The sequence below is a fragment of the Winkia neuii subsp. neuii DSM 8576 genome, from assembly GCF_000420405.1.
Classification (GTDB): domain Bacteria; phylum Actinomycetota; class Actinomycetes; order Actinomycetales; family Actinomycetaceae; genus Winkia; species Winkia neuii.
On sequence record NZ_ATUW01000007.1, the window covers coordinates 121921 to 135518 of the forward strand.

Consider the following 13598-nt stretch of genomic DNA (forward strand, 5'->3'; position numbering starts at 1 on the left):
CTCAACTAGTCTGCTGCTAGAGCCCGCACCGGAGGTACCTTAGCTGCCTTTCGGCCAGGCAACCACGAGGCCAAAGCAGCTGCCAACAGTGTGATGAGCACCGCCGCTGCAATGTAGGCCCACGGCATAACCACGATTACGCGATCCACCTCGAGGGGCAACGCGTAGATTCCGGCAATTCCGAAGCCGATACCCAGCAAAATACCAACGAGCGAACCTGTTATGGCGATCAGTGCTGCTTCCCAAAGCAGCATTCGCCTCATCTGCTTGCGCAACAGCCCGAGGGCGCGCAACAGGCCATTCTCGCGAGTACGTTCCGCCACCGACAGTGACAGGGTGTTAGCAACCCCAACCAGCGCTACCAGCACCGATACGGCCAGCAATCCCGCTACTACCGCGAGCGCCCCATTGATCATCTTGGAATAGAAGGCACGTTCGTTGGCACCGCCCCCAATTTCGAACGACTCCGAAATCTGGGTTATGTCCTTTGCCGCCCGCTCAATGTTGGCGTTGTCCTCGAGGCGGATTACAGCGCGCATCGGCTTCGCATCAGGAGCCAACTGTCTGAGCGTACCGGAGGCTATATCAACAGATCCTGGCTGCAACCTCCTGTTCTCTTTCACCTGCACGTGCTTGCAGTTTTGCCCTACGCAAACCTGGGTGGCACCAGCGGGTAGCCCCGCAGCGACCTGCCCTGAGTCGGGAGAAAATGGGCTCACTTTAGCCCTAGAAACGGGACTCCGGTCAGCCACTCCGTAAGCGGTTACCTCTTGGCCGCCCACGCGGGCTTGTGCCGCATTTTCCACCTGCAGCTTTGCAACCCCACCCACCTGGCGAAGTTTTGCTATCTGGTCAGCCTGCAGCACCCCGGACCGGGACGTAACCACCATGTCGATAGGGCGTGCCGCATTCAAAGTGTCTTCGAGGGAAGCACGCATAGATGTAGCTCCAACCGACATCATCGTGATCAAGGTGACCCCAATGACAATGGCCGTGCCAGTAGCAGCTGTGCGGGCCGGATTGCGGGTGGCGTTCGCCCTCGCCATCTTGCCAATACTGCTTTGGGCTATTACCCCTACAAGAGCGGTTAGCTTCGGCATTGCGGCACTTACCAGCAGGATCAATCCCAGGAAGGTGGGGATGCCTCCGGCTAGAGCGATTAGGAAGCCAAGTTCGTCGCCATGGTGGATGCCAAAGCCCAGACCAGCAGCACCAACGACAGTCAGGATCACCCCGAACACTATGCGCCCCCACTTGGGGCGAGTAGTGCCGCCCTCTTCTTCGCTAAACTGCGACAAAGCTGCCAGTGGGGGAACTGAGGCTACCTGCTTCGCAGGGCGCATACCCACCAAATAGGTAAGCGCGGTGCCTAAAACAAACACGCCCAAAAACAGCAGCGGGCTTAGCCCTTCCAGCGGAATGTTGCCCAGCTTTAGCGCAACTAGCGCCAGCCCCAACCCGAGCAGAATACCTACCGCGGAGGCAACTGCGCCCACTAGCAGGGTTTCTTTGCGCAGCAGAGAGCGCACCTGCCTGCCGGTGGCGCCCACCGCGCGCAGCAGTGCAAGTTCGCGCCTACGCTGCTGGTAAACCACTTTGAACGTTGTAGAAACTACTATGAACGCAACAACCAGGGCAATTGCCGGGAACGTGAGCAGTACGGCCATCATCACCGCCCCGCCGATACGCATCTGAGTGAGCATTTCTGTTTTCGCTTCAGCGCCAGTTTGTACCTTCGCGTCCTTACCCAGAACGTGCTTCACGATTTCCTTGGCCTTTTGCTGATCAGCCTTAGAGGGATTCTTGTTTTGCCCGGCAACCTTCAGATTCACGGCCATAGAGGCGCCCATTTTGTCCATTGTCGCTTCGGTCATCACAGAGCGCGCGCTGCTCATACCGCCTTGCTCGACCAGCCCTGACACCTTTAGGGGGAAGAATTCGCCGCGCTCTATAGTCGAGCGTGCTCTTATCGTCTGCCCAACTTTCACGTGCAGAGACTTGGCGGCTTGAGACGTGAGCACGATTTCGCCCTCGCCTGGGCGCTTCCCTTTGTCGGCGTCCAGGTGGAAAAACGGCTCGGCCTGCTCGGCAGCAACCTGCACTGTGGTGTCTTCGCCGTTGGCGCGCACCTGCAAGAATCCGTAAACAGTGGCTTGGGCGCGGCCAATCCCCGGGGTGGAATGTAGTTTCTTTGCGGCCTGCTGCAAGTCAATTGTTCCGGCGGGAGTGGCTACGGCTGCTACCCCCTGAAATTCTCTGTCAGCTGTTTTAGTCAACGCTTTCTGCAGCGACTGGGTCATTGCCAGGCAGGCAAATACGAATGCCATAGAAATGGCTACGGCCAGCCCGGTAGCCAGGTAGCGGCGCGCGTAAGTGCGCAGATTCGCTTTTAGGAGTGTGTTCATCGGACACCACCACTAAGAGTATGGTCAGCGGAAATCTTACCGTCGCGTACTTCCAGCACCCGATCTGCCACTGAGGCGCACTCAGAATCGTGGGTGACCATGATTACGGTTTGCCCCATGTCCGTTACCGCTTGCCGCAGCATAGAAAGCACTTCGCGGGAGGCCACCGAGTCCAGGTTGCCTGTGGGTTCGTCGGCCACGATAACAGCGGGATTCATTACGAGGGCGCGGGCCACAGCCACGCGTTGCTGCTGGCCGCCAGAAAGCTGCGAGGGCCTGTGGTCGAGCCGGCCTTCTATTCCCAACGCATTGGTGATCTTAGCGAATTGGCGTTCGTCTACTTTGCGGCCGGCAAGCTGGGCAGGCAACTTGATGTTGGCTGCAGCATCGAGGGTGGGAACCAGGTTGAAGCTTTGGAAGACGAACCCGATTCGGTCGCGGCGGAGCTTGGTCAGAGCGTCGTCTTTGAGCCTGGTAATTTCCTTACCCTCAATGAGCACCTTACCCGCACTGGGCGTATCCAAACCCGCCAGCATGTGCAGCATGGTTGACTTGCCGGAACCAGAAGGGCCCATGATGGCGGTGAATTTTCCTGCCTCGAATGACACTGACACGTGATCAAGAGCCTTCACCTGGGCCCCGCCGGTACCGTAGATTTTAGAAACGTCTACTAGCTCGACAACTCCCTGGCTGAAGGGGGCGGCATGTGCTCCCGTGGCGCCGTTTGCGGCCTGAACTGATTGAACTGATTGAGGAATATTTGTGCTGTTCATACCTCTACGATCACAAACTTTCCGGACGAGCAAAATAATGGGAGCCGTAAACTTTAGGTAGTGCCAGCCCTACCGAGGTGAATTGCCCCGCGCAACTAGCAGGCAGGTATTTGCGCGCGGAGCGGCCGGCGTGCCGAAGGTGCCCGTACTTGTAACGCAGCCAAATATTTACGCCAAAGGCAAGGGCAAAAACGCGTCCCACCGGTAGGCGCGCGCACCACAAACGCAAACGTGCAGCACCAATTCACCCACTGAACATAAAAAGCTGGGCCGCACTAAAAGCACGACCCAGCTTTAGTTAGCTCTACTAGAGCATGCAGGAAACGCAGCCTTGCACCTCAGTACCTTCGAGGGCTTGCTGACGAATGCGCATGTAGTACATGGTTTTAATGCCTTTTCGCCAGGCGTAAATGTAGGACTTGTTCACGTCGCGTGAAGTAACCGTGTCCGGGTAGAACAGAGTCAAGGACAACCCCTGGTCCACGTGTTGAGTAGCAACGGCATAGGTGTCGATGATCTTTTCTGGACCGATCTCGTAAGCATCCTGGTAGTACTCCAGGTTGTCGTTGGTCATGTAGGGGGCTGGGTAATAGACGCGCCCGATTTTCCCTTCCTTACGGATTTCAATCTTGGACACTATCGGGTGGATGGAAGAGGTGGAGTAGTTGATGTACGAGATAGAACCGGTGGGCGGGATTGCCTGCAGGTTTTGATTGTACATGCCGTATTCCGCCACGTCGGCAGCTAGCGCTTTCCAGTCTTCTTGGGTGGGAATGAAAATGGTGGACTTTGCCAGCAGCTGCTTACACTTGTCAGTCTTGGGGACCCATTCGCCCTCAATATATTTTTTGAAGAACTTTCCTGACGCGTAGTCAGAATCTTCAAAGCCGACAAATCTTTCGCCGCGTTCTTTCGCTATCTTGCACGAGGCCTTAATCGCCTGGTAGCACACCGCGTAGAAGTACATGTTGGTAAAGTCCAACGCTTCTTCGCTACCGTAGTACACGCCCTCGCGTGCCAGATAGCCGTGCAGGTTCATTTGCCCGAGGCCAATGGCATGGCTCATTGCGTTGCCCCGCTGGATTGACGGCACCGACGCAATGTTAGATAGATCGGATACGGCGGTGAGCCCGCGCACAGCAGTTTCGATGGTGTTTGCAAAATCCGGAGAATCCATTGTGCGCGCAATGTTGAGCGAGCCTAGGTTGCACGAAATATCCTTACCCACGTGCTCGTAGGTTAGGTCTTCGTTGTAGGTGGACGGCTCGGACACCTGCAATATTTCGCTGCACAGGTTGGACATCGTGACCCGCCCCTTAATCGGGTTGGCGCGGTTTACCGTATCCTCGAAAACAATGTACGGGTAGCCCGATTCGAACTGGATCTCGGCCAGAGTTTGGAAGAACTTGCGCGCGTCGATCTTGGTCTTGCGAATACGCGCATCTTCAACCATTTCACGATAGTGCTCGGTCACCGATATTTCACTGAAGGCTTTGCCGTAGACGCGTTCCACGTCGTACGGACTAAACAAGTACATGTCCTCTTTGCGTTTAGCTAGTTCGAAGGTGATGTCGGGGATGATCACGCCCAAGGAAAGGGTCTTGATGCGGATCTTCTCGTCTGCGTTTTCGCGCTTAGTGTCTAGGAATTTCAAAATGTCGGGGTGGTGTGCGTGCAGGTAGGCAGCACCGGCACCTTGGCGTGCCCCCAGCTGGTTGGCGTAGCTGAAGGCGTCCTCGAGCATTTTCATTACGGGCACTACCCCCGAGGACTGATTTTCGATCCGCTTGATGGGAGCCCCGGATTCACGCAGATTGGTAAGGCACAGCGCTACGCCGCCGCCGCGCTTGGACAGCTGCAGGGAAGAGTTGATGCCACGCGCGATCGATTCCATATTGTCTTCGACGCGCACCAGGAAGCAGGAGACCAGTTCCCCGCGGGCAGCCTTACCTGCGTTCAGGAAGGTGGGGGTTGCGGGCTGGTAGCGGCCTGCGATGATCTCTTCCATCACGGACATGGCTAGTTCTTCGTTCCCGCGCCCCAGGTAGAGGGCAACCATGCAGACGCGATCCTCGTAGCGTTCCAGGTAGCGTTTGCCGTCGAAAGTCTTGAGCGTGTAGGAGGTGTAGTACTTGAAGGCCCCCAGGAAGGTGGGGAAACGATACTTGTGTGCGTAGGCCGCCTTGTACAGTTTCTTGACGAATTCCCAATCGTATTGGCGCACTACTTCTTCTTCGTAGTAGCCGTTTTCGATCAGGTACTTCATTTTTTCTTCCAGATCGTGGAAGTAGACGGTGTTCTGATTTACGTGTTGCAGAAAGTACTGGCGAGCGGCCTGCTTGTCGGCATCGAATTGGATCTTGCCGTCGGGCGAATACAGGTTTAGCTTGGCGTTTAGCGCGTGGTAGTCCTTGTCAGGGCTGAGGGCGGTTTCGGTGCCCGTATCGGTCAGATTTTCTGCCAAAACTCTTCCAATCCTTTGCGAACAGTGGACACGTCGTCGCCGGTGCCCAGGAGCTCAAATTTGTACATGAAAGGGACGCCCAATTTGGCGGCAATAATGTCGCCAGCAATACAGTAGGCTTTCCCAAAATTAGTGTTTCCACCCGCGATTACGCCCCGGCAGAGGTTGCGGTTGGGCTCGTGGTTCAAGAACTTTATTACCTGCTTCGGAACAGCACCCTTCAAGTTGCCGCCGCCGTAAGTTGGCACGACCAGCACGTACGGGCGCTGCGCATATAAGAACGGATCTTTGGGGCGGAGCGGGATGCGGTCAGCATCTACTTCAAGCCGGTCGACGAACCTTTTTGTATTGTTCGTTGCCGACGAGAAGTAGATGACGTATGGGGCAGCCTGTTGGCCAGCCCCCACATTGTTAGGCATTTGCTACCTTCTGCGTTGGCAGTGCTGCAACTAGGGCCTTGATTTTGTCGGGACGGTACCCGGACCAGTGCTCGCCTCCAGCCACTACTACAGGAGCCTGCACGTAGCCAAGAGCCTTCACTTGCTCCAGCGCATCTGCGTCCTGGGTGATGTCGACCTCGGCAAACGAAATGCCTTTGCGTTTTAGTGCACGCTTAGTCGCATCACATTGCACGCACATGGGCTTAGAAAAAACAGTGACGGACATCGAGTAGGCTCCTTACTTATTGGTATTACCAGCACGTTCGTTACGCGGGTGTAACTACATCCCTGTGATTTTGTTGTAGGCGCTTTCCGCCTGCTCGTACAAACACTACACCTAGTGGTTAGCTTTCGCCATAACCACTAGATAGCGTGTTTCACACCCCTTGTGGACAAAGTTACAAAAGTGGTGGACGAGCCGGTGGACACCCCGCTTACCCCCTTCCTTTAAGCGCATTTACATTCTTCCTTCCACCACCGACAAATGGCGCCACCAAGCCGGCCCACGCCCTCGAACAAATAAAACCTTTAGCTGTGGAAAGTTTTCTCCACAAGTGCCCTTGGCCTGTGGAAAAACCCTCGTGCGAAACACGCCACTATCGTCCACTTGACTAAGCCAAACCGAAATCACCGAAGAGGAACGAACATGAAACAATGGGGCTATGAGTCAAAAAATGAACGTCGAATCATTCAACCTGGACCACAGGACAGTAAAAGCCCCGTTTGTGCGCGTTGCCGACCGCAAGCACCTACCTGGCGGCGACACGCTAATCAAGTACGATGTGCGCTTCTGCCAGCCCAACAAAGCCCACCTCGAAATGCCCACCGTGCACTCCATCGAACACCTGACTGCGGAGCTCATGCGCAACCACACCGACGCCCTAATCGACTTTGGGCCCATGGGCTGCCAAACTGGTTTCTACGCACTCACATTAGGAATCGAAATGGCCGACTTCCTTCCCCTGTTGGAGGCGACTTTCAAGGATATTCTGCACGCCAAGTCCGTACCTGCAGCTAACGAAGTGCAATGCGGGTGGGGCGCTAACCATTCCCTCGAGGGCGCCCAAAAGGCAGTGCGCGCCTTCCTAGCCGAACGTGAAAGCTGGGAAGAAGTAAAGTGAGCATTCTTATCCAGGTCGCTATGGATTTAGAGGCCGAGCCATTCTTGCGGGCACGCCCCGCCAAGGAAACGGTTAGGTGCGGGCGCGCCGTCTGCCACCTGTTGGAAGGGCCCGGCCAGGTGCTACTGGCCACCTCAGCTATTGGGCTGGTAAATGCCGCCTCGTGCCTTACGTGGGTGCTAGATTCTGCCGCCAGCGCCCTGGGCGCACAGGCCCCAACTACAGCAATCGCCGCGGGTACGTGCGGCGGGCTTGGCAAAAACATTCAGGTGCGTGACGTAGTTGCCGGCCGCGCCTACCGGTACGCGGACGCCGACGCGACTGCCTTCGGCTACAAGGTGGGCCAACTTCCGTCGGAACCAGAATTTTTCGAGGGCGAGCCAAACCTTTTACGCCGCCTTGAAGGCCGGGAAGGGGTACACGTAGGCGAGGTAGTTTCGGGCAATTCTTTCGTTGCGGCTGAGCAGACCCCGCACATGCGGGAGATTTTTCCCGACGCGTTGGCGGCGGATATGGAATCGACGGCGCTCGCCCAGGTGGCGGCGGCTCGCGGGATTAGTTTCGTTTCCGTGCGTGGCGTTTCGGATCTGTGTGGGCCTCAGGCAGGCCAAGATTTCCACATTGACGCTGCCGAGGCTGCCGAGATTTCGGCAACCACCGTTCTGGGGCTGCTGCAAAGCTGAGTAAGGGCTGCACCCAGGCGAGCTAAATTTTGCTCGCCTGGTGGAACAGCGCCTGTGGGGAGCCGGAGTGCAGCTGCCAAAGAGTCGAATGCAATACCGGGCCGCCCGCCTCGCCTACCCTGTAGCAGACGGCGTACAGCCCAGAGCCAAGGTGAGCGCAAGCCATCTTTCCCACTTTGCCGTCGCTGCTAAAGAGTTGGAGCACATCGGCAACCGCGTCAGCAGCAGTCATCGGGTGCCCACTGGCGTCAAACCCCCTAAACCCACCTGCCAGGAGCTGTTCCAATTCACTTTGGGAGCCGTTGCGAAAGGCTCTTATCAGTGCTTCTTCGGCGACGAAAAAGCGCTCGTCGCCCTCGGGGGAATCCTCTTCGTCCTGCACTTTTTTGCCCTGTAGTTCTGTTTCGGTAACGGCCGATTTTGCTACGGGGGCGCCCGCTCTACCGGCAAACCCCGGCCCTTCTGCAACGGTTTTGCCGTCGCGCATGGCAGTTGCCGCTCCGCGGGCACGGGTGTCGGCAGCCTCATTCATTTCGTGCCCTGCGTGGCCCTTGACCCACTTGAAGGTTACGGCTCGCCCTTGCATTTCTTTGTCGAGGGCAACCATTAAGTCTTTGTTCATTACGGGCTTGCCGTCGGCCTTTTTCCAGTTTTTCTTTTTCCACCCGCGCATCCATTTTGTGAGGGCGTTAATTACGTATTGCGAGTCGGCGTAAATTATTAGTTCTTGGTCTGCTAGCCCCGCTTTGCGGCTGGCTTGCAACAGGTTTAGCACGGCTGTCAGTTCGCCTATATTGTTGGTGCCGGTTTTGAATCCTCCGGCTGCCCAACAGTTTTTGTCTACGTACCAGGCCCATCCAGCCGGCCCTGGGTTGCCGAGGCTGGATCCGTCTGCTGCTGCGGTAATCATTTGTCTCCTTCTAGGTCTATTTCCCCTGCTAGCGCTTGGGCCATTGCTTTTTGGCCAACTATCCCCGCGATGGCTATGCCTGCTCCCATGTCGTGGAGGTCTGTTGCGCGCAGGCCGGGCCAGCCATGGATTTTTTTGACCCATTCGGGGGGAATGTTGCTCGCTCCCACTACTGCCCCCATGAGTGCGCCCACTGCCGCCGCGACCGTGTCTGTGTCTCCGCCAGCTTGCACTGCCCTGCTGGTGGCCTGCGCGAATGCCCGCTTTAGCGGAACCTCTTCTAGGGCGGTTGCAGCTATAGCTCCGAGGGCAGCTTGGAAGGCGGAAACCACGTAAGTATTGTCTGAGGGTGGCGCAAAGTAGCGTTCCAGAGCTTCTTCTACCCATTGGCGCCATTGCTTTTGGCGGTGTAGTGGCAATAGGTCGATGCCGCCCTCGATATTTATGCGCCCCGCCCAGGTGCTGCCCGCAGGGGCGGTGACCGCGTAGCGTACTGCTTCGGCCCACAGCACCACAGCGTCGCCTGCGAGCGGATCGGGGTGGGTGAGGCAGCTTACTGCCCTTGCAGCTTCTGAGGTTAACTGCCGCGAGTGCACCCTGGTAAGCCCTAGCACGCCTGCTCTGGGCAGAATCCCGTTTCCTGCGGACCTGCCGGTGCGTTTGTGGAAATAGGCCGCTGAGGCCGCTACTTTGTGTGCTGGGCTGCGATCTGTTTCGTCGTCTAAGGCGCCTTGCAGGATTACTCTGGTCTGCGAGTCCACGTCGGTTGCTCCTGCTTTTAGCCACCGCAGCATCCGCTCGGCAACATTGTCTAGGGAGGCTTTGCTTTGCAGGTTGGCGCCGGTTACAGCGACTTCGGCCAGGGCCACTGCGAGCTGGGTGTCATCTGACCATTCGCCTGCGCGGTAGGGGCCCATTCCCCCTCCGCGCATTGAGGGCGCAATCTGCACTTTTGGCGCAAATTCGTAGGGCACCCCCAGGGCGTCCCCGCAGGCGGTACCCACCAGCACTCCTGCTGCCCGAGCAGCTATGTCTACTCGTGAGGCGCGCGGCTTTTGCAAATTGGAAGTTGGCGGTTGCTTCATCACCATCCAGAGTAGCGCCGAGTTCGTGAAAGCGTGTTTAGGCGAACCATGCGTCAGCTAGAAGTTGTAGCGAACGCATGCGTAGGGCCGGGTCGAATGCGTAGCAGGTTACTATCAGTTCGTCGAGGTCGTGTTCGGTTACGAACGCCTGCATTTTCTGGGCTACCTGCTGCGGGTCGCCAATTGCCTTCGCGGAGGGCAGGTTGCGCACTAGGGAGGCCTCTGCCACCCCTAATACCCCCTCGAGATCACGGGTGGGAGCGGGCAGTTGCCCGGCGTGGCCACGCCTAATCCGCGATTGCATCTGCAGGTTTGTGGTGTAGAGGTATTCGGCTTCTTCCTGCGTGGGTGCCACCATCACATTGATCCCGGCCATCACGTAGGGCTTTTCAATCTGGCACGTTGGGGCTTCAGAGGTAAAGTCGGCTCGGTAGATTGTAAGGGCTGCCCGCATTGCTGCTGGAGCGAAGTGGGAGGCAAACGAGAAGGGTAGCCCCAACTGCGCAGCTACCTGGGCTCCCCCGGTGGAAGATCCCAACATCCAAAGTGGCACTTGGGTGCCTTGTCCGGGGATGGCACGCACGCTAGTTAGTGGCCGGTCGGGCGCAAACGGCAGACCGAGCGCCCCGGCCTCGGCCCCCCGCACCTCGGTGGCATATTCGCCCTCGTCGGGTTCGGCCAGGTAGTTCGCCAGCTCTTGGACGTCGGCGCTGAAGGAACGCAAATCAGCCTTCCCCCTGTTTAGGGCTGCCGCCGTAACCGGATCAGTGCCGGGAGCCCTCCCCAGCCCCAAGTCGATGCGATTCGGGTAGAGGGTGGCCAGGGTGCCGTAGTATTCGGCAACCATCAGCGGGGAATGGTTAGGCATCATTACCCCACCCGACCCCAATCGGATCCGGCTAGTGTGCTCGGCGGCGCGCCCCAACAGGAGCGATGTGGCAGAGGCCATGAACGCCATTGAACCGTGGTGTTCGGCAACCCAATACCGGTTGTACCCAATCTGGTCAGCTAGTTTTACCAGCTCCAAGGAATTGTCTAGCGCCTCTTTTCGGCTCATCCCCTCGGAGACGGGAACCAGATCCAAGATACTTAGCGGGACTCGTTGTGTCGCCATGTTTCACCTAACGTCTAGCCGGATACCTAATACGCTACCCGCCAGGTGGCGTCCGCGCCGGTATTTCTCACTGCGCTAACTTCGCCTCCTAAAACCTAGAGCCACCACCCCCGCTCCAACTAGGGCAAGCGCTCCCCCACCTGCCAGCATTGTCCCAACTCCGGTCTTGGCCAACGTTGCCGGTTCCTTCTGGCGGCGCTTTGGAGCGGTTTCTGCAGGCTGCTCTTCGCTCACCTTTATCGCACCTTCTGCTATCGGCTCAGATTTTGTCGGCAAATCTTTTTCAACCTCTTCGGGAGGAGTAGCTTGCGGTTGCTCCTGCACGTGTACGGCCGCCTTTGCCGGAGGCTGTTCCTTAGGAACTTCGACCTGCTTTTGCGGTGCGGGAGGGGCGGGTTCGGGGACTGTCTTTTTCGGCGGCACCGGTTTTGGGGCCGGCTTAGGGGAAGGCTTCGAAACGGGCGCCGCGGGGATCTTGATCCTTGCAGTCAGGGTGGTGTCGCGGCCAGGGAGCAGCATGTCCTGAGCCTTTTTGTCCTCCCACACTCGGAATGAGGTAGCGGGAACGCCTGTGGCTTTTAGTTCTAGCAGCGTGGTTTTGCCTGCCACTGGAATAGCCTTAAGGGTGGTCACCTTGGCTGCACTGGTAAAAGAAACCCGTGCTTGAGCCTTACTGTTGCCCACAGCAACTTTGCCTTCACCGCCAGCTTGGACCTTCACCCCAATCGGGTTTCCCGCGCTCGAAACCACGCGTACTCCTACGCTGGCCCCTTTTCTGGTCAGTTCAAATTTGTAGGGTCCGGCATATTTAGCTGCCTCGTCCAGGTATCTCTGCGCATCCTTTTTCACCTGCCCGGGCAACTCACCTTTGTCCTTTAAGTACTGTTTCGAATTGGTGGAGCTGTGTACCGCATGGACGAGGCCGGCCAGCGCGGCCGGGTTGCCGCCCTCGGCTTGAGCTCCTGCCTCCTTCAAGTGCCGCCAGAGCAGGTAGGCGATAAGGGGCTGTTTTTCGGCGCTGACAATATTTTCTTTGGCGTCCCCTAGGTACGAGTCTGACACCTTATAGGGCTGGCCTGCTGGGACTGTAACTTCGCGATCAAAACGGACGGGGTGAGCCTTTGAAGGAAAATTAATTTGTGAATCCGTGGCGCAGATCAGAAACTGCCCGTCAGCGCCTTTGTGGGCTCCCAGTTCTAGGTCTGCCCGGCCGACAACCTTCCACGAATCTACGCCCACCCCAGCCTCGGAAGCGGTTGCGGGCGGAGCGAAAGCCCCTACCGACAGCGCGGCAAGGGCGACAGCCGTCGCAATACGCGAACGAAAAATGCGACAGCAACGCACAGGCAGACTAGCTTGCAATAGAGGCACATTTTGCCCGCCTCTAGGCTTAACTTTTGTTCTCATGGCACCAGTTTCTAGACGGGCATACCCCCGCGCTAGAGCCGCCAAACACGCCTGTGGATAGTTTCTATGCGCAAAATTGTGGATAAGTGCACAGCAAATAGGTTTGCGCCTGAGCCCAATTTCGCGCTACTGTATACGAGCTGATGCAAGCTCGAGTGGCGGAATAGGCAGACGCGCACGGTTCAGGTCCGTGTGGTAGAGATACCGTGGGGGTTCAACTCCCCCCTCGAGCACAGTCGAATCCCAAGGCAAACGCCCTGGGATTTTTTCTTGCCCTCACCTCGCGCCCCTTCGGCGGTTTCTAGGCCCAACCCGGCTTCCGCCCTCAGACCCTTTCACCTCCCCTTACGCGATCAGCAAAAGCCCCTCCCGTCTCTTCTTATAACCGGCGCGCTGGTGCTAAGGTGCAAGATCTCTAGTTAACGCGGCATACTAGGGAAGGTATATGACCATTTTTGGGTTCGCAGCCCAAAGCACTATTGGGGGTTGACGGTGAGCGTATTTGACCGTTTCGAAAACGCCGTTGAGCGCGGCATTTCTGGCGCGTTTTCCAAGGTTTTCCGGTCGCAGCTAAAGCCTGTCGACATTTCGGCTGCAGTACGCCGGTCGATGGAAGATAATACGGCTGCTATTAGCTCTAACCGCACGGTAGTGCCCAACGAATTCACAGTCAGCCTCTCTAAGGCCGACTTCGACAACATTGCTGGCGGCCAAGGCGACGTGTTGGCCGAAGAAATGGTAAACGACGCAACCCAGTACGCCACTGAACAATCCTACTCGTTCGTGGGGCCGGTGGTTGTCACCTTCACCAAAGATTCGGCCCAAGAGACCGGCTCTGTGCGCGTCACCCCAGCCACGCGCCGCGGCCCGGCCGCCCCAGTCACCTCGAACCAAGCAAGCCCGTCCCACCCGGTACTCGAAATCGACGGCAAACGCTGGATGCTGACCGAACCAGTAACCGTAATCGGCCGAGGCGCCGACGCCGACATAGTCCTCTCCGACAGCGGAGTATCCCGCAAACACCTAGAACTGCGGATCACCCCCACCGGGGTAATCGCCACAGATCTGGGTTCAACTAACGGCTCCTACGTCGAAGGGCATCGCATCGACGCGGCCACATTGCTCGACGGCAACGAGCTCACAGTAGGGCGCACCCACATCTTTTTCTACACCTCCGAAGGGGAGGAGGCGTAGGG

Annotated in this window: 12 protein-coding genes and 1 tRNA gene; 4 read left to right on the forward strand and 9 right to left on the reverse strand. The window is 57.5% G+C overall.

Translation table 11 applies throughout. The annotated features are described in order from the left end of the window. Positions 1-5: 5 nt before the first annotated feature. From G437_RS10620 to nrdH, 5 genes are all read right to left on the reverse strand, one after another. Complete coding sequence (locus G437_RS10620) at positions 6-2405, reverse strand: FtsX-like permease family protein (RefSeq protein WP_024332014.1); 2400 nt, start codon at positions 2403-2405, stop codon at positions 6-8. After that, positions 2402-3178, reverse strand: coding sequence for an ABC transporter ATP-binding protein (locus G437_RS0107860; protein ID WP_024332015.1), 777 nt, complete (start codon positions 3176-3178; stop codon positions 2402-2404). Before G437_RS0107860 ends, G437_RS10620 begins: the two co-directional genes overlap by 4 nt. 307 nt (positions 3179-3485) lie before the next feature. After that, positions 3486-5642: a class 1b ribonucleoside-diphosphate reductase subunit alpha gene (gene nrdE / locus G437_RS0107865; protein WP_024332016.1), complete on the reverse strand. Its 2157-nt coding sequence runs from the start codon at positions 5640-5642 to the stop codon at positions 3486-3488. After that, positions 5627-6061, reverse strand: a complete 435-nt coding sequence (nrdI, locus tag G437_RS0107870) for a class Ib ribonucleoside-diphosphate reductase assembly flavoprotein NrdI (protein WP_024332017.1) — start codon at positions 6059-6061, stop codon at positions 5627-5629. The genes nrdE and nrdI overlap by 16 nt, the downstream gene beginning before the upstream one ends. Further along, the gene (gene nrdH / locus G437_RS0107875) at positions 6054-6308 is read right to left on the reverse strand and encodes a glutaredoxin-like protein NrdH (RefSeq protein WP_024332018.1); all 255 of its coding nucleotides are present in this window, start codon (positions 6306-6308) and stop codon (positions 6054-6056) included. Before nrdH ends, nrdI begins: the two co-directional genes overlap by 8 nt. Positions 6309-6744: 436 nt before the next feature. On the opposite strand from nrdH, the gene G437_RS0107880 reads away from it, so the two are divergent. Both G437_RS0107880 and mtnN read left to right on the forward strand, forming a co-directional pair. Beyond that, positions 6745-7203 carry an S-ribosylhomocysteine lyase gene (locus G437_RS0107880; RefSeq protein WP_024332019.1) on the forward strand — a complete coding sequence of 153 codons (459 nt, stop codon included), beginning with the start codon at positions 6745-6747 and terminating at the stop codon, positions 7201-7203. Next, positions 7200-7886 (forward strand): 5'-methylthioadenosine/S-adenosylhomocysteine nucleosidase, encoded by a 687-nt coding sequence (gene mtnN / locus G437_RS0107885; RefSeq protein ID WP_231782305.1) that lies wholly within the window; start codon positions 7200-7202, stop codon positions 7884-7886. The genes G437_RS0107880 and mtnN overlap by 4 nt, the downstream gene beginning before the upstream one ends. Before the next feature lie 22 nt (positions 7887-7908). On the opposite strand, the gene G437_RS0107890 is transcribed toward mtnN, so the two are convergent. The 4 genes from G437_RS0107890 to G437_RS10985 form a co-directional block, all read right to left on the reverse strand. After that, positions 7909-8796, reverse strand: a complete 888-nt coding sequence (locus G437_RS0107890) for a ribonuclease H family protein (protein ID WP_024332021.1) — start codon at positions 8794-8796, stop codon at positions 7909-7911. After that, complete coding sequence (locus G437_RS0107895; RefSeq protein WP_051141919.1) at positions 8793-9881, reverse strand: ADP-ribosylglycohydrolase family protein; 1089 nt, start codon at positions 9879-9881, stop codon at positions 8793-8795. Before G437_RS0107895 ends, G437_RS0107890 begins: the two co-directional genes overlap by 4 nt. Positions 9882-9918: 37 nt before the next feature. Continuing rightward, entirely contained in the window at positions 9919-10995 is a 1077-nt protein-coding gene (locus tag G437_RS0107900; protein WP_024332023.1) for an LLM class flavin-dependent oxidoreductase, read from the reverse strand. A gap of 75 nt (positions 10996-11070) precedes the next feature. Continuing rightward, positions 11071-12402: a hypothetical protein gene (locus G437_RS10985; protein ID WP_070613959.1), complete on the reverse strand. Its 1332-nt coding sequence runs from the start codon at positions 12400-12402 to the stop codon at positions 11071-11073. Positions 12403-12551: 149 nt separating this feature from the next. On the opposite strand from G437_RS10985, the gene G437_RS0107910 reads away from it, so the two are divergent. After that, positions 12552-12635 (forward strand) — tRNA-Leu (locus G437_RS0107910). Positions 12636-12894: 259 nt separating this feature from the next. Beyond that, the gene (locus G437_RS0107915; protein WP_024332025.1) at positions 12895-13596 is read left to right on the forward strand and encodes an FhaA domain-containing protein; all 702 of its coding nucleotides are present in this window, start codon (positions 12895-12897) and stop codon (positions 13594-13596) included. Positions 13597-13598: the final 2 nt, after the last annotated feature.